Annotated in this window: 14 protein-coding genes; 8 read left to right on the plus strand and 6 right to left on the minus strand. The window is 76.2% G+C overall.

Features of this window, described 5'->3' with window-relative positions; translation table 11 throughout:
- Nucleotides 1-43: 43 nt before the first annotated feature.
- On the minus strand, nt 44-2722 hold the full coding sequence (locus tag ACFY0X_RS12395; protein ID WP_387752649.1) for a lysylphosphatidylglycerol synthase domain-containing protein: 2679 nt from the start codon (nt 2720-2722) through the stop codon (nt 44-46).
- 267 nt (nt 2723-2989) lie between these two features.
- Nucleotides 2990-3751 (minus strand): SDR family oxidoreductase, encoded by a 762-nt coding sequence (locus ACFY0X_RS12400; RefSeq protein WP_387752652.1) that lies wholly within the window; start codon nt 3749-3751, stop codon nt 2990-2992.
- Nucleotides 3752-3931: 180 nt separating this feature from the next.
- On the opposite strand from ACFY0X_RS12400, the gene ACFY0X_RS12405 reads away from it, so the two are divergent.
- From ACFY0X_RS12405 to ACFY0X_RS12430, 6 genes are all read left to right on the plus strand, one after another.
- Entirely contained in the window at nt 3932-4879 is a 948-nt protein-coding gene (locus ACFY0X_RS12405; protein WP_387752655.1) for a helix-turn-helix transcriptional regulator, read from the plus strand.
- Nucleotides 4880-4917: 38 nt separating this feature from the next.
- On the plus strand, nt 4918-5184 hold the full coding sequence (locus tag ACFY0X_RS12410; protein ID WP_387752657.1) for a UBP-type zinc finger domain-containing protein: 267 nt from the start codon (nt 4918-4920) through the stop codon (nt 5182-5184).
- Between the two features lie 239 nt (nt 5185-5423).
- The gene (locus tag ACFY0X_RS12415; protein ID WP_387752660.1) at nt 5424-5696 is read left to right on the plus strand and encodes a hypothetical protein; all 273 of its coding nucleotides are present in this window, start codon (nt 5424-5426) and stop codon (nt 5694-5696) included.
- 211 nt (nt 5697-5907) lie between these two features.
- Complete coding sequence (locus ACFY0X_RS12420) at nt 5908-7233, plus strand: serine hydrolase domain-containing protein (RefSeq protein WP_387752662.1); 1326 nt, start codon at nt 5908-5910, stop codon at nt 7231-7233.
- A gap of 90 nt (nt 7234-7323) precedes the next feature.
- Entirely contained in the window at nt 7324-8385 is a 1062-nt protein-coding gene (locus tag ACFY0X_RS12425) for a sigma-70 family RNA polymerase sigma factor (protein WP_387752665.1), read from the plus strand.
- A 368-nt stretch (nt 8386-8753) separates the two neighbouring features.
- Nucleotides 8754-9254, plus strand: coding sequence for an NUDIX domain-containing protein (locus ACFY0X_RS12430; protein WP_387752667.1), 501 nt, complete (start codon nt 8754-8756; stop codon nt 9252-9254).
- 111 nt (nt 9255-9365) lie between these two features.
- Here the strand turns inward: ACFY0X_RS12430 and ACFY0X_RS12435 are convergent, their stop codons facing one another.
- The 4 genes from ACFY0X_RS12435 to ACFY0X_RS12450 all read right to left on the minus strand — a co-directional run bounded on the left by ACFY0X_RS12435 (nt 9366) and on the right by ACFY0X_RS12450 (nt 12775).
- Nucleotides 9366-10127 carry a Clp protease N-terminal domain-containing protein gene (locus tag ACFY0X_RS12435; protein WP_387752670.1) on the minus strand — a complete coding sequence of 254 codons (762 nt, stop codon included), beginning with the start codon at nt 10125-10127 and terminating at the stop codon, nt 9366-9368.
- Between the two features lie 77 nt (nt 10128-10204).
- Nucleotides 10205-10948, minus strand: a complete 744-nt coding sequence (locus tag ACFY0X_RS12440; protein WP_387752672.1) for a tyrosine-protein phosphatase — start codon at nt 10946-10948, stop codon at nt 10205-10207.
- Nucleotides 10949-11170: 222 nt separating this feature from the next.
- Nucleotides 11171-11908: a VC0807 family protein gene (locus tag ACFY0X_RS12445; protein WP_387752674.1), complete on the minus strand. Its 738-nt coding sequence runs from the start codon at nt 11906-11908 to the stop codon at nt 11171-11173.
- Between the two features lie 174 nt (nt 11909-12082).
- Entirely contained in the window at nt 12083-12775 is a 693-nt protein-coding gene (locus ACFY0X_RS12450; RefSeq protein WP_387752676.1) for a hypothetical protein, read from the minus strand.
- Between the two features lie 469 nt (nt 12776-13244).
- On the opposite strand from ACFY0X_RS12450, the gene ACFY0X_RS12455 reads away from it, so the two are divergent.
- Together ACFY0X_RS12455 and ACFY0X_RS12460 are read left to right on the plus strand one after the other, a co-directional pair.
- Nucleotides 13245-14108 carry an RNA polymerase sigma factor gene (locus ACFY0X_RS12455; protein WP_387752679.1) on the plus strand — a complete coding sequence of 288 codons (864 nt, stop codon included), beginning with the start codon at nt 13245-13247 and terminating at the stop codon, nt 14106-14108.
- Entirely contained in the window at nt 14105-15187 is a 1083-nt protein-coding gene (locus ACFY0X_RS12460; protein ID WP_387752682.1) for a hypothetical protein, read from the plus strand. The genes ACFY0X_RS12455 and ACFY0X_RS12460 overlap by 4 nt, the downstream gene beginning before the upstream one ends.
- Nucleotides 15188-15419 lie beyond the last annotated feature (232 nt).

Consider the following 15419-nt stretch of genomic DNA (forward strand, 5'->3'; position numbering starts at 1 on the left):
GACTCCCCGGGGTCCGAGCGCGGGGGGTCGGGGGCCGCCCCGGCTACAGGGCCCGGCGGCGTTGCAGCCAGACGAAGGCCGCCCAGCCCGGCAGCACCGGCAGGATCAGCGTCAGCAGACGGTACAGCGCCACCGCGGCCAGCGCGCCGCCCCGCTCCATCGAGGCGGTCTGCTGGAGCAGCGTGATCAGCATCCCGTCCACCGCGCCGGCCCCGCCCGGGGTCGGCGCCGCGCTGCCCACCGCGTTGCCCACCAGGAACACCACCGCGACCGAGGCGAAGGACGGTTCCCGGCCGATCGCCCGGGCACAGCAGTACAGACAGGCGATCAGGCAGATCGACACCAGCAGCTGCCCGGTCACCCCGACCGCCAGCCGGGCCGGGCTGCGCAGCAGGTCCAGCAGCCGCGGCAGCACCTCGGCCGTCAGCGGCCGCAGCCGCGTGGCCAGCCACCGCCGGGCCACCGGGATGGCCGACACCGCCGCCAGCAGCGCCGCCGCCCCCGCCAGGCCGCCGACCACCGCGGGCAGCGCGTCCAGCTCGGAGCCGCCGGGCTCGAAGCCCAGCAGGTAGACGAAGGCCCCCAGCTGCAGCAGGTGCAGCACCAGGCCGATCAGCGTCCCCACGCCGACGCTGGACAGCGCCTGCGCGGTGGGGATGCCGGCCCGCTGCAACAGGCGGGTGTTCAGCGCGACGCCGCCGACGCCGCCGGGCGAGACCAGCTTCACGAACGACCCGGCCACCTGGGCCAGCACCGCGTTGCGGAAGTCCAGCCGCTCCGGCACGAAGCCGACGAAGCCCATCGCCGCCGCGACGTGGCTCGCCGCCGCCGCGGCCAGCGCCAGCAGCAGCCACCACGGATCGGCGTCCGCCAGGGCGGAGACCGGGTTGTCCTCCGCCGCGAACAGCTGCGGGATCAGCAGCCACCCGGCCACCACCCCGCCCACGACGACCAGCAGGGTCCGCGGTCGCAGCCGCTCCAGCCGCACCGGTCGGCCCACCGCCTGCGGGCGGGCGCGCAGGACCTCCGCGCGGATCTCGTCGAGCAGCCCGCCGGTGGCGGGGACGTCGTGCCCGGGGTCCGCGCCGGTGGCGGGTCCGTCGCCACCGCCCGGCGCGCCCGGGTCGACGGTGGGCCGGGAGTCCGCCGCGGGGCGAGCACCGGCGTCGCCTCCGGACCCGGGCCCGGACTCGGCCCCGCCTCCGGACCCGGGCCCGCCGGAGCCCCCGCCGCCGTTTCCGGCCGGCCCGGCGGCCCGCGGAGCGGTGCGCTTCGCGTGCTGCTTGAGGGCGCGGCGGGTGGTGTGGGTCAGGGCGATGGGCTGGAGCAGCGGGAGGGCGGCGTCGATGGGGTCGGGGCCGAGGACGGCGGTGGCCGTGCGGACGGAGCGGGCGGCCCCGGCGCGCAGGGCGAGGGTGGTGAGGAGCTGGGCGAGGTCGCAGCAGAGGACGAGCTCGGTGGCGGCGATGTCGCCGTCGGCGAAGTCGACCAGGTGCACCGCGCCCGAGTCGTCGATCAGCAGGGAGGAGGGGACGAGGGCGCGGTGGGCGATCTCGCGGCGCTGGAGCAGGGCGAACTGCCGCCAGGCGTCGGTGAGCAGCTCGTCGGTGATCTCCTCGTCGGCGAGTTCGTCCAGGGTGCGTCCGGCGAGCCGCTCGTACGCGATGAGGGCGGTGTCCTGGCCGATGCCGGCGGTGGCGGCGATGCGGCGGGTGCGGACGCCGGCCGCGAGGGCCGCGTAGGTGACCAGGGCCTCGTGCTCCAGCCCGGTGCGGGGGGAGCGCAGGACGCGCGGGTCGGGGGCGGTGCGCAGCCGCAGCCGGCGCCAGGCGCGCTGGACGGCGGCGGCGGTGACGGCCTGCCGGTCGAGGAGCTGGACGTCGAGGTCGGGGCGACCGTCGGCCTGTCGGACCCGGTAGCGGTCGGGGCCGGCCGGCCGGGCCTCGACCGGGTGCAGGCCGCTGTCGCGCAGGGCGCGCAGGACCTCGCCGGGCCGGGGGCAGGGGTCGGGGGTGCCGACGGCGTACAGGGTGCCGTGGGCGCCGGTCCAGCCGATCAGCAGTCCGAGCAGGAGTGCGGTGGGGGTGGCGTACCCGCCGGTCAGTCCGGCGAGGCCGGAGAGGGCGAGGACGGTCCAGGACAGGCGGCGTTCCCGGCTGCCGGAGGCGGTCATGAAGGCGAGGACCGGCGCGAGGTACCCGTACACGGGTTCGGTGTGCCCCAGCCCGCCGCCGGGCAGCGGCTGGGTGAGCGCGGTGAGCAGCGAGAGCGGGGCCAGGCCGTCGGCCCACAGGTCCAGTCCGAGGGTGGCGCCGTACGCGAGGACGGCGGCGAGCAGCCCGTCGGAGACCTGCTGGAGGGCGCGCCGCCGGTCGGGGCCCAGCAGCCGGCGGACGGCGAGGCCGACCGGGAGCAGCAGGACGGCGGCGGTGGTGAGCCCGCCGGCCAGGCCGCCCAGCGGGCGGGGTACCAGCGCGGCGGCCTCGGCGACGTCGGCGGCGATGCCGCCGACGGTGGCCCGGGCGTAGTCGGCGAGCAGCAGGGTGAGGGCGATGGCGAACAGTCCGCCGAGCAGCCGGATCAGGGCGACGGGCTGCCGGACCCGGTCGGTGGCGGGCAGCGGGCGGGCCCGGAACCGGCCGGGGCCGGCCTGCCCGGGTATCCGGGCGGCGGCCGCCACCGCCTCACGGTCGGCCGTCGCCGCCTCACGGTCGGCCGTCACCGCCTCACGGTCGTCCGGTGCCCCGCCGCGGTCGGCCGGTGCCCCGCCGCCGGTGTCGCTGCCTCTGCCGCCTTCACTGCCGTTCCCGCCGCCACTGTCCCGCGTCCCCGCGCCGCGTTCCCGCCGCGCGGGCGCACCGCCGGGGTCGCCCCCGTCGGTGTCGCCGTTCGTTCTCCCCGTCACGATCGCCACGGGTGGCATGCTCCCATGCCGCCCGTGGGCGCGGAGCGGGGATTCGGCCGTGCCGGTACGACGCGGCGACCGCCCCTACGCCTGCCGGGTGGGCAGGACGACCTGGTGGCGCAGGTTGACGTGCCGGGGGCGGCTGACGGTGTACGCGATGAGGTCGGCGACGTCCTCGGCCCCGAGTGCCGGGATGGCGTCGAACATGCCGCCGAGCTGTTCGCGCAGCACCGGGTTGTCGATGTGCCCGCCGAGTTCGGTGTCGGTCAGGCCGGGCTCGATCGCGCTGACCCGGACGTCGCGCGGGCCGAACTCGCTGCGCAGGGCGGCGGACAGCTGGGTGAGCGCGGCCTTGGTGGCCCCGTACACCGCGTAGTCGGGGAAGACCACGTGCGAGGCGATCGAGGAGACGTTGACCAGGTCGGCGGTGCGCCCCTCGGCGGCGGCCGCGGTGAGGTCGGAGCCGAAGGCGCGGACGATCCGCAGCGCGCCGGTGAGGTTGGTGTCCACCATGCGGGTCCACTCGTCGATCCGGCCGTCGGCGAGCGGGTTGGGCAGCATCACCCCGGCGTTGTTGACCACCAGGTCGACCTGGCCGTACGTCCCGTGGACGGTCTTCGCGGCGGCGTCCACCGAGGCCTGGTCGGTGATGTCGGCGGTGACGGCGAGGGCCTGTCCGCCCGTGGCGGCGATCTCGGCGGCGAGGGCGTCCAGCCGCCCGGTGCGGCGGGCGAGCAGGGCGACCCGGGCGCCGGAGGCGGCGAGCAGCCGGGCGGTGGCGGCACCCATGCCGCTGGCGGCTCCGGTGACGACGGCGGTGCGGGCGGCGAGGGACGGGTAGCTCATCGGGGGCTCCAGACGGTGCGGTCGGGCTGACGTCGACCACTCTGCGCGGGCCGCGGGCGGCTACCCAGGGCTGCGCGTCTCCCGGGAACCGCGTTCCCGGGACGGCCCTTCCCGGGACGGCGGAGCCTGGGAACGGCAGTACCACCCTCGGCGCACCAGCCCGGGGCTAACCTGCCGGGCATGGAGAACACCCTGGGGGACTTCCTCCGTTCGCGCCGGGCCCGGATCCTGCCGGAGGAGGTGGGCCTGCCCTCGCACGGCCGCCGCCGGGTGCAGGGGCTGCGCCGGGAGGAGGTGGCGCAGCTCGCGGGCGTCAGCGTCGACTACTACGTCCGGCTGGAGCAGGGCCGGGGCGGCAGCGCCTCGGACGCCGTGCTGGAGGCGGTGGCCCGGGTGCTGCGGCTCGACGGCGTGGAGGCCGCGCACCTGCGCTCGCTGGTCCGTCCGCCCAAGGCCCCGGCGGCCCCGGCGGCCTCCACAGCCAGGGGGCGGGGGCGGCAGCCGGTCCGCCCGGGGACGCGGCTGCTGCTGGACCTGATGACCGAGGTGCCGGCCTTCGTGCTCGGCCGCAGGATGGACGTGCTCGCCTGGAACGCGCTGGGCGACGCGGTGAACGGTTTCTCGACGCGTTCCGACGCCGGCCCGGACGGCCTGCCCAACCAGGCCCGACACGCCTTCCTCGACCCGTCCGCCCGGGAGTACTACCGGCAGTGGGACGCGGTCGCCGCCGAGACCGTCTCCTTCCTGCGCCGGGACGCCGGGCTGCACCCGGAGGATCCCGCGATGGGCGCCCTGGTGGGCGAACTATCGCTGCGTAGCGTGGAGTTCGGCCGGCTCTGGGCGGACCACCTGGTGCGGGAGAAGACCCACGGGGTCAAGCTGGTGAACCACCCGCTGGTCGGCGAACTCGACTTCGGCTACGAGACCCTGGGCGTCAACGGCTCGCCGGACCAGTTGCTGGTCGTCTACACCGCCCCGGCGGGTTCGCCCACCGCCCAGAAGCTGGCGCTGCTGGCGAGTTGGACGGCGCCGGGGGCGGTGGCACAGGAGGCGGCGGCAGGCGGAGCGGCGGCGGACGGGGTGGCGGCCGGAGGGGCGGCGGCCGCCGAGGGGGCGGAAGCGTCCTGAGCGGGCGCTCCGCGCCGGGGCGGCATAGCCTTTCAGTCATGAGCGCCTGCGAAGACCTCGCTCTGGCTCCTCAGGAGATCGAGCCCCGGCCGCCCGCCGACGGCTGCGCCGACTGCCTGGCGCAGGGCCGCCGGGACTGGGTGCACCTGCGGATCTGCCTGGACTGCGGCCACATCGGCTGCTGCGACTTCTCCCCGCAGCGGCACGCCACCGCGCACTTCCACAACACCTCCCACCCGGTGATCCGCTCGTACGAGCCGGGGGAGGACTGGCGCTGGTGCTTCGTCCACGAGGTCATGGGCTGAGACGGTCCCCCGGGGAGGCCACCTGCGGCGGCGACCTGCGGAGGCGACCGCGGACGCGCACTGCGCAGCCGACCCGCGTAGGCCGTCCGCGGAGGCCTTCGGCGATGCCCCCGCCCGCAAACGGGTGGCCTTCCCGCGGTGGCGCGAGCCCGCAGCCCGGATAAAATCCGGACATAACGCCCGTGCGGCCCCTCCGGTCGGCATCCGTCCGGCCGGCGGTCGACGAAGGGAGGCCGACGATGACCAAGCGAACGCCCGGCAGCACCGCCAAGCTCCGCCAGGGCACCCAGGAACTGCTCGAGCGCCGGGGCATGGCGAGCCCGCCCACCCGGCTCGCGCCGATGCCGAGCGCCCGTGCGATGTCCAGCGCCTCCGCCGGGTACGGCACCGGGGCGGCCTTCCGGCACGGCGGACGGGACGCGCCGGGCACCACGATGCACGCGGCCCCGGCGATGCACGCCGAGCTCAAGGGGCACCGGCACCGCGGCGCCGAGAAGCACTCCGCCCACTGAGTCGCGGCGCGCGGGGCGGGCGGCCGGATCGCGGCCGCCCGCCCCTGACGTGCGGTCAGGGCCTTTCTCGGGGGCGGTTCGGGGGCGCTCCCGGATGCCGTGGCGCGGCCCGGACCCGAAGACTCTCTCCTGTCAGAGCCGCCGACCCGGCGGGCCGCCCACCGGGGCGTCCCCACTGCCGCCGGTCGGGCCGACGTTGGAGGGACTCCGCATGAACACCCGTATCCGCCCCGGTCGTTGGCCCGCCCTCGCGGCGGCCGGCGCACTGCTCGCCGCCGCCACGGCCGGTGTCGCGACCCCGGCCCTGGCCGCGGAAGCCTCCCCGGCCGCCGCCGTGACCCTCTCGACCGAGCCCGCCGAGCCCGCCGCGCCCCACGTGCCCGCCGCGTCCGCCGCGTCCGCCGCGCCCCACGTGCCCGCCGCGTCCGCCGCGTCCGCCGCGGCCCAACCCGGCCCGCTGGACCGGGAAGCGCTCGCCGAGACCCTCCGCTCCCTGCCCGCCGACATCACCGGCGCACTGGTCCGGGCCGACGGTCCGGACGCCCGGTGGCGCGGCACCTCGGGGGAGGACGTGCCGGCCAACGCCCGGTTCCGGATCGGCAGCGTCACCAAGGTGTTCACCGCCACCGTGCTGCTCCAGCTCGCCGCCGAGGGCCGGGTCGACCTGGACGGCACCGTCCAGCAGTACCTGCCCGGACTGCTGCCGGCCGGCTACCCGCCGGTCACCGTGCGGCAGTTGCTCAACCACACCAGCGGCCTGCCGGGGGGCGGCGGGATGACCTCGGGGGACGGCAGCACGGCGTGGTTCGCCGCGCACCGGGCGACGTACTTCAGCCCCCGGCAGGTGGTGGCGGACATGCTCACCCAGCCGATGAACTTCGCGCCCGGCACGGCACAGCAGTACAACGGCAACAACTACTTCGTCGCCGCGCTGGTGATCGAGGGGGTCACCGGCGACGACTACGCCGACCAGGTGCGGCGGCGCATCACCGGCCCGCTGGGCCTGCGCGCCACCTACGTCCCGGCCGCCGACGACCTGACCATCCGCGGCCCGCACGCCGCCGGCTACGTGGACGTCCGGAACGCCGACGGCAGCACCGCCCGGGTGGACGTCACCGAGCAGAGCCCGTACCCGTGGGGCGAGGGCGGCATGGTCTCCTCCGCCGCCGACCTGGAGCGCTTCTTCGGCGCGCTCTACCGCGGCCGGCTGCTGCCACCCGCCCAGCAGGCCGAGGTGTTCGCCGTCCCGGACCTGCCGAACGACCACAACAAGAACTGCGAGATCGGCCCGACCGCCGGGCACGCCTGCTACAGCACCGCCGGCCTGCTGCGCACCGTCCTGCCGAACGGCACCGAGGTGTGGGGCAAGAACGGCTCCCGGCCCGGCTACACCACCGGCGTCTTCGCCACCCGGGACTTCTCCCGCAGCGCGGTCGTGGGGCTCAACCCGACCGGCATCACCGGCGAGGAGTTCCCCACCCTGTGGAAGCTGGTGACCGCCGCCTTCGGCTCCGGCCAGGTGTACGGACAGCACTGAGCCGACCGCCCCCGGCCGGCTGTCAGTGGCGTGCGCTAGGTTCGTGCCGTTCACCAGGGCATTCGGCAGGACGACGGGGGCGGGCGCGGCATGGCCGACGTGATCACGGAGGAGCCGGTCGAGCTCCAGCTGGAGCGGTACCGCACCGAGTTGACGGGGTACTGCTACCGCATGCTCGGCTCGGTCTTCGAGGCCGAGGACGCGGTGCAGGAGACGATGGTCCGCGCCTGGCGGGGGCACAAGGGCTTCGAGGGGCGGGCCGCGCTGCGCTCCTGGCTGTACCGGATCGCCACCAACGTCTGCCTGGACGCGCTGAACGGCCGCAACGGCCGGGCCCGGCCGATGGACCTCGCGGGCCCGGTGACGGTGGCCGCCGCGCACGACACCCAGCTGCCGGAGGTGACGTGGATCGGTCCGGCGCCGGACGGCCGGGTGCTGCCCGAGACGGCGGACCCGGCCGAGGTGGCCGCGCAGCGCGAGTCGGTGAAGCTGGCGTTCGTCGCCGTGCTCCAGCGCCTCGCCCCCCGGCAGCGGGCGGTGCTGATCCTGCGTGAGGTGCTCGGCTGGAAGGCCGCCGAGGTGGCCGAACTGCTCGGCGCCACGGTGGCCTCGGTCAACAGCGCGCTCCAGCGTGCCCGGGCGGTGCTCGCCGCCGACGCCCCGGACGCCGGGCCGGCCTCGGAACTGGACGAGGACCACCGCGCGCTGCTGGACCGCTACGTCCGCGCCTTCGAGGCGTACGACATGGCGGGCCTCGCCGCGCTGCTGCACGAGGACGTCACGCTCAACATGCCGCCGTTCGCGATGTGGCTGCGCGGGCGGGACGAGATCCGCGCGTGGATGCTGGGCCCCGGACACGGCTGTCGCGGCTCCCGGCTGCTTCCGGTGACGGCCAACGGCGGCCCGGCCTTCGGGCAGTACCGGCCGAGCCCGGCCGGCGGGCACGAGCCGTGGGCGCTGATCGTCCCGGAGGTGTCAGGGGGCCGGTTCACCGGCTTCACCAACTTCCTGGACACCGACGTGCTCTTCCCGCTCTTCGGCCTCCCGCCCCGGCTGGAAGCCGAGGCCGAGGCCGCGTCCGGGGCCGAAGCCGAGTCGGGGGCCGAGCCCCACGCCGCGCCGGTCACGGGCTTCGTCTCCGTCGCCGAGTAGCTCGGCGAGGTCCAGGGGGTCGGTCGCCCCCGGCAGCAGTGCCGAGAGGCCGCTGAACGCCAGCAGTTCGCGCAGCGGACCGCCGGCGTTCAGCAGCACCACGGCCACCCCCTGCCGGGCGGCGGCCAGCCGCAGCCGGGCGAGCGCGTCGACGACGGCCAGGTCGGGGGTGGTGAGCGCGCCCAGGTCGCAGGTCAGTACGGGGCCGCCCGGTGTGGTCTCCACAGTGTCCATACCGATAGGACCGCCGGGGCGGCTCCGACTCATCGGTCGGGCGGCTGAGCGGGTGGCCGGGCGGACGGCTGAGCAGGTGGCCGGGCGGGTGGCAGAGTGGGGGCGACCGAACCGACCTGCCCAGGAGGAGCACCGTGACCGCTGAGCCCCTGAAGTCCCGCGAGGAGTGGCTGGCCTCCCTGCCCCGGATCTACGCGGCGGCGGGCTGCCTGCTGCGGGACGAGTCGGGCCGGATCCTGATCGTGAAGGCCGGGTACCGCGAGCACTGGCAGTTCCCGGGCGGCACGATCGACCTCGGGGAGGGCCCGGTCGAGTGCGCCGCGCGGGAGCTGACGGAGGAGACCGGCATCGTCCAGGCGGCCGGCGCGCTGCTGGCCATCTCCTGGACCCATGCCTCGGCCGAACTCGACCACCCCGCGCAGCACTTCATGTTCGACTTCGGCACCGTCCCGGACGGCACCCCCGTGACCGTCCCGGCCGGTGAACTGGACGACTACCGCTGGGCGTCGATCGAGGACGCCCTGGAACTGCTCGGCCCGGCCCGGTCGGCCCGGCTGCGGGCGGCACTGGAGGCGCTGGACCCGACCGGGGACGGTCGGGTCCGGATCGTCACCACCCACGTCTCCGGGTTCTGAGCGGGGGCGATCCGTGCCGGAGCGCCCTGCGCCGAGGCGTTCCGCGCGGCGGCCGCGGGCGGAAGTGCCCTGCTCCGGACGGGGGTTCCGTCCGGAGCAGGGCGTCGGGCCTCACTGCGGGGGCTCGGACTCCGGGTTCCGGGCGGCGATGATGGCGGCGATCGTCTCGGCGACGAAGGTCTCCGTCTCGGCCTTGTCCACGTTCAGCCCGGCCAGCACGCCCTGGCCGTTCTCCAGCTCCAGCAGCGCGAGCAGGATGTGCTCGGTGCCGACGTAGTTGTGCCCGAGCTTGAGCGCCTCCCGGAAGGACAGCTCCACGACCTTCTTGCCCTGGGCGTCGTACGGGATCAGGGCGGGCACCGTCTGCTCGACGGCGGTCGGCAGCGCGGCGGTGGCCGCCGTGCGGACGGCCTGCGGGGTGACGCCCTGGGCGGCGAGCGCCTTGACCGCGATGCCCTCGGGCTCGGCGAGCAGGCCGAGCAGCAGGTGTTCCGCGGTGATCTCGGCGTTGTTCGCCTTGCGGGCCTCCTCCTGCGAGGCCACCACGACCTTGCGGGCCCGGGGCGTGAACCGGCTGAAGCCCTGGCTCACGTCGAGGTCGTTCGGGGTGCCCGGGTCCTTGGGGACGAAGCGCTTCTGGGCGGCCTGCTTGCTGACGCCCATGCTGCGGCCGATGTCGGTCCAGGACGCGCCGGAGCGGCGGGCCTGGTCGACGAAGTGGCCGATGAGGTGGTCGGCGAGGTCGCCGAGGTGGTCGGCGGCGATGACCGCGTCGGAGAGCTGGTCGAGCGCGTCGACGTGGACCTTCTTGATCGCGGCGATCAGGTCGTCGAGGCGCAACGGAGTGGTGTTGGGAACAACGGGATTCTCCATGCGTCAACCGTAGGTTGTCGACCCGGGGGTCGTCAACCATCAGTTGACGATGATCGCGGAGAACTCGGCGGCCCGTGCTACCCGGCGGGCAGCAGCCGCTCCCGGACGGCGGCGATCGATTCGGGCGCGACGCCCGCCGCGAGCAGGTAGCCGACCGGATCGAACCCGTCGAGCGCGTCGGCCAAGGCGGCCTCGGCGGTGGTCCCGGCCTCGGCGAGCACCGCGTCGATCCGGCGGTACGGGTCCGGCAGGCCCAGCATCCCGTACAGCGGGCGGATGTTGGGGCCGCTCAGCAGGTAGTCCTCGGCGATCGAGGCCCGTTCGACCCCGGCCAGGGCGAGCAGCAGTACGGCGGCCAGGCCGGTGCGGTCACGGCCGGCGCCGCAGTGCACGACCACGCCGCCGGGGCGGGCTCCGGCGATCGCGGAGACCAGCGCGGCGGCGGCGTGCGGGCAGTGGTCCAGGTACGGGCGGAGCGCGAGCGGGGTGCCGTCCAGCCGGCCGTGAGCCTCCCACCAGTCGGGGCCGGCCAGTTCGTCCAGCGGGACGCGGAGCAGTTCGACGTCCTCGGGGAGCGGGAGGAGCGGCCGGTACTCCTCGGTGTTGCGCAGGTCGACGACGGTGCGGACCCCGTGGTCGAGGAGGGCGTCCCAGCCCTCGGCGGTGAGGCGGTCCAGGTTGTCCGCCCGGACTATCGCACTGCGGGCGGTGGGCCGGCCGGAGGCGGTGGGCAGCCCGCCCAGGTCGCGGACGTTCAGGCAGCCGTCCCAGACGAGCGTGCGGTCCTCGGTCCTGCTCGGCGCGTGCGTCGTCCGGTTCATGGGGCTCCCCGTTTCCTCGTCAGGGGTCCCGTTACCCCGTCGTTATGTAACGACTCCCGGGAGATCCGGATGGTTCCTCGCCGTTCGAGCCCTGGGAACCGGCTGTTCAGGGCGTGGCGGCCCGGCCGTTCAGGGGTGGCGGCCCGGATGGGGGCGGCGGGCCGGTGGCCGGGGCGGGTGGTCGGGCCGGATGGGCGGGCCGGGGTGGGGCGAACCGGGTGGTCAGGCGGCGGTCGGGGCCTCGGCCTCGGCGCGGACCAGCCGCTCCATCGGGTCGGTCGCGATCCGGCCGAACACCGAGCCGGCCACGATCGCGCCGATCAGCAGGACGGTGGACAGCCAGGCCATGGTCGACACCGGCAGGGTGAAGGCGCCGACCACCCGGGCCACGCACTCGGCCAGCAGGGCGGTGCCCCAGACGCCCGCGAACAGGCGCTCGTGGCGGCGGAAGGCCCGCGAGCCGGCCGCCCGGCCCTCGACCAGCCGGTGCCAGGCGGCGGTGCGCTCCCGCCGGCCCTTGGTGAGGAAGGGCATCAGCATCGGGGTCATCACCGACCGGCCGATCAGGCCGGAGACCAGGATCGCCAGCGCCACGGTGCCGCTCAGTCCGCCGTCCTTGGCGATCATCAGCCGGGCGTCGCCGGTGACGAAGGTCAGTGCCAGGCCCGCCAGGTTGACGGTCAGCATCAGGGCGGCCCACAGGTTGAGCCTGCGCTCGCCCAGCAGGCCGAGGATCGTCCGGGCGGCCGGGAAGGCGCTGCTCCAGGCCAGCGCGGCGAACTCGCTCAGGCCGAAGGCCGAGTGCAGCAGGTAGTAGCCGGCCAGCGGGGCGGCCACGTCGAGGGCGAGCGGGCGGAGCCCGGAGGCCATCGGGCTGGGCGCCCCGGCGTGAGCGGCGCCCGCGGTGGCGGTGCTGGTGGCGGCGGTGCTGGTGGCAGCGGCGCTGACGGTCTGGCTCACGGTGGTTCCTCCCCGACTGGTGGCCGCGGGCCGCTGCCCGCGTCGTGCCTCCAGTCTTTCCGTCCGACCCTCCGTCAGAGCAGTGCCGTCCGTTGCCTCATCCGCGTGACAGTTGTCATGGTGCGCGCCGTGACACCGGCTCCGACCTGCGGTTCCTTGCCTCTCGGCGGGGGGCTACTCCCAGTCGGGGAAGGCCCACAGCTCGCGGCCCAGGGTGTCCAGGCAGCGGACGGTGCCGAAGCGCTCGTCCCCGGCGGACAGGAAGCCCCGCGCGACGCCGTCCAGGACGGTCCGGGCGACGCGGTCGCCCCGGGTCCAGGCGCCGGTCAGCACCAGCGCCTTGTCGGCCAGCTCGGCCCGCTGCACCCGGGCCACCGCGGCGGTCAGCAGCGCGGCGTTGACCGCCTCCAGTTCGGCGGGGAGGAGGTAGGTCTCCCCGGCGGGGGCGCGGTCCGCCTCGGCCCGGCGCCGCAGTTCCGGCAGGCCGTAGTGGCGGACGGCGGCGACGGCGTCGTCCAGCGGGAGCCACCGGCGCGGCCCGGGCAGCACCTCCCACCAGACGTCCTCCCCGACCGGCAGCACCTCGCCGATCCGGGCCCGCCAGGTCTCGATGCCGTAGCGGGTGCGCGGATCGGGCCGGTGGCCGGGGAGGTCCATGACGGTCCAGTCGGTGCGGCGGACCACGCTGAGGTCGAAGGTGAAGGACACCCGGTCGGCGGCGGGGCGCTCGACCACGCCGAGCAGCAGCCAGTGGGACTCGTCCGGCAGGCTGAAGGTCCGGCGCCACCCGGTGAGGCCCAGGGCGCGCAGCGCGGGCGCGAGGTGCTCGCGCAGGCCCTCCGCGTGGAGCTCGTGGGCGGTCGTCATCGTGCTCTTTCCCTGCCGGTCGGTCGTGTGGGTTCGTGCATGCGGGTCGTGCCGGTCGGTCGGGTCGGTCGTTCGTACGGTCCGGTCGTTCGTGCGGTCCGGTCGTCCGGCCGGTCGTGGGTGCCGGTCCTCCCGCTGATCGGGCCGCCGGTGGTGGCCCCCGTCGTCGACGGCCCCCGGTCGGTGCTGGTCCCCGGCGGGACGGCTCAAACCAGGCAGGGTCGTGCGTCCGGGGCCCACAGGGGTCGTGCGTGTGCCATCGGTCACGGCGGGAGTGCGGCGGCGGGCCGGACGCGGCGGCGGACCCGGCGTCCGGCGCACATCGGCGGCCGGACTGCTTCGCCTACCGACAACCTAGGCGGGGCGGGTCCCGCCGGGCCGTGGGCGAACGGCAGCAGTCCCCGGGACCTTGGCCCCGGCCGGGCCGGTCCTTCGGCCGGCGCCGAAGTGGTCGCCCGAATGGCGCATCATGTGGGGGGTGCAGAGTGCAGAGCGCCCCGGAGCGGGCACCGACCGCCCCGTCGGCCGGTCCGGACCAGTACCACCCGCCGACCCGCCACCGGGCCCGGCCCCCGTTCCCCCCGACCTGACCGAGGCGGTCCGGAACGCGCAGGGCGGGGACGAGGAGGCGTTCCGGCTGCTGTTCCGGACCGTCCAGCCGGCCCTCCTGCGCTACCTGCGGGTCCTGGTCGGCGGCCGGCCGGAGGACGTGCAGGACGCCGAGGACATCGCCTCCGAGACCTGGCTGCAGATCGCCCGCGACCTGCACGGCTTCTCCGGCGACGGGGACGGCTTCCGCGGCTGGGCCGCCACCATCGCCCGCCACCGCGCCCTCGACCACCTGCGCGCCCGCCGCCGCCGTCCGGTCACCGACCTGCCCTTCGAGCAGCTGGTCGAACTGGCGGCGGGCGACGACACCGCGCGGGCGGCGCTGACCACGGTCGGCACCGCGGACGCGCTGGCCCTGATCTCCCGGCTGCCGCGCGACCAGGCCGAGGCCGTGCTGCTCCGGGTGGTCATGGAACTGGACGCGGAGAGCGCCGCCCGGGTGCTCGGCAAGCGGGCCGGCACCGTCCGGATGGCCGCCCACCGGGGGTTGCGGCGGCTGGCCAAGCTGGTCGAACCGCTGGGGTCCGGGGTCGGCATCCCGGCCGCCCGGGGTGGCGCGGCGGCGGCCGGAACCGGGGTCGGACCGGGCCCCGGAGCCTGCGGAGACGCCACCGGAGCGAGCGGGGGAGAGGCCGCCGGGCGACCCGCGGGGAAACCCGCGAAAAAAAGTTCTCCGCAGGGTGTGACAGAACACCGGGCCGCGACGCTGAAGGACATGAGATGAGCACCAACCGATCCCGTCGGATCGACCGTGATGCCGCCGAGCAGCTGCTCGGCGGTGCCGTGGGCGGCCCGTCGGCCGGGCAGGACGCCTCGCTCACCGGACCGGACGGCGGTCCCGGGCAGCTCGCCCGGGTGCTCGCCGCGGCCGCCGCCCCCGCGACGGCCGAGGAACTGGCTGGGGAGGAGGCCGCCCTGGCCGCGTTCCGGAAGGCGAGTCTCGCGCCCGAACCGACACCGACCCCCGTCCGGAGACGACCGATGGCAACCGCCGCGCTGGCCAGGGCCTTCAGCACGAAGGCCACCGCCGTCGTGCTCGGCACCACCGCGCTGTGCGGTGTGGCCGTCGCCGCCGGCACCGGCAACCTGCCGTCCGCGCTGGGCGGCGGTCCGTCCGCGCCGGAGCGCAGGCTCTCGGGCCAGGGCGCGGCCACCGGCTCCGCGTCGGGCCCGGCGGCCGCCGGGCCGTCCGTCGGCGTGGCCCCGTTCGGTGCCGTGGCGTCCGGCTCCGCCAGTCCGTCCGGCACCGCCTCCGCCGGACCGCAGGCGGTCGTCCCGTCCGACCCCGCGACGCCCGGCACCCCGTCGGTCGAGGGGCGCGGTGGCCGGTCGGCCGTCCCGCCCGCGCTGCTCGGCCTCTGCACCGGCTTCGCCGACCGTACGGCCAAGGGCGAGCGCCCGGCCCGGCTGACCGGCGAGGCGCTGTACGGCCCGCTGGTCGCGGCGGCCGGCGGCGCGGACCGGGTGGCGGACTACTGCGCGGCCGCGATCGGTGACGGGGACGGCGACCACCAGGGCGCCACCACCCCGGGCCGCGACCCGGCCCGAACCGGCACCGGTGCCGGTTCCGGAGCGAACGCCGGAGCCGGCAAGGGGAACACCGACGGCGGCCGGAACGGCGGCGGCAACGGGAGCGGCAACACCGGCGGCGGTGGCAACGGCGACGACACGGGCGGCACCGGTGCCAGGCCGGGCGGCAAGACCGGCGTGACCGTCGCGCCCGTACCGACCGCCCCCGCCACCCAGGACGTCCACCCGAGCAAGTCCGACCGGTCCGACGACGAACAGTCGGCCGCGAGGTAACCCCCAGAACTCCGGGTGGGCGGCGGGCGACTCCCCCCGGGCTCGGCGCCCACCCGGAACAGCACCACCCGCGGTACCAGCACCACCCGAAGACCCCGGGTGGCCGGTCGGCTCCCCCGTGCCCGCCGACCACCCGGCCGGCCCCGGCCGGACCGCTGGGCGCACCCCGGACGCGCCCGCCGGTCCGGCCGGCCCGGAAACGTGCGGCCCGCCCTCCCGCAGTCAGGGCGGG

Source organism: Kitasatospora sp. NPDC001547 (assembly GCF_042894165.1).
Lineage (GTDB): Bacteria > Actinomycetota > Actinomycetes > Streptomycetales > Streptomycetaceae > Kitasatospora.

Excerpts from the sequence above, each read along its gene's own strand:
- ACFY0X_RS12400 (WP_387752652.1), bottom strand. The coding sequence starts at position 3,751 with ATGAGCTACCCGTCCCTCGCCGCCCGCACCGCCGTCGTCACCGGAGCC.
- ACFY0X_RS12405 (WP_387752655.1), top strand. The coding sequence starts at position 3,932 with ATGGAGAACACCCTGGGGGACTTCCTCCGTTCGCGCCGGGCCCGGATC.
- ACFY0X_RS12410 (WP_387752657.1), top strand. The coding sequence starts at position 4,918 with ATGAGCGCCTGCGAAGACCTCGCTCTGGCTCCTCAGGAGATCGAGCCC.
- ACFY0X_RS12415 (WP_387752660.1), top strand. The coding sequence starts at position 5,424 with ATGACCAAGCGAACGCCCGGCAGCACCGCCAAGCTCCGCCAGGGCACC.
- ACFY0X_RS12420 (WP_387752662.1), top strand. The coding sequence starts at position 5,908 with ATGAACACCCGTATCCGCCCCGGTCGTTGGCCCGCCCTCGCGGCGGCC.
- ACFY0X_RS12425 (WP_387752665.1), top strand. The coding sequence starts at position 7,324 with ATGGCCGACGTGATCACGGAGGAGCCGGTCGAGCTCCAGCTGGAGCGG.
- ACFY0X_RS12435 (WP_387752670.1), bottom strand. The coding sequence starts at position 10,127 with ATGGAGAATCCCGTTGTTCCCAACACCACTCCGTTGCGCCTCGACGAC.
- ACFY0X_RS12440 (WP_387752672.1), bottom strand. The coding sequence starts at position 10,948 with ATGAACCGGACGACGCACGCGCCGAGCAGGACCGAGGACCGCACGCTC.
- ACFY0X_RS12450 (WP_387752676.1), bottom strand. The coding sequence starts at position 12,775 with ATGACGACCGCCCACGAGCTCCACGCGGAGGGCCTGCGCGAGCACCTC.
- ACFY0X_RS12455 (WP_387752679.1), top strand. The coding sequence starts at position 13,245 with ATGTGGGGGGTGCAGAGTGCAGAGCGCCCCGGAGCGGGCACCGACCGC.
- ACFY0X_RS12460 (WP_387752682.1), top strand. The coding sequence starts at position 14,105 with ATGAGCACCAACCGATCCCGTCGGATCGACCGTGATGCCGCCGAGCAG.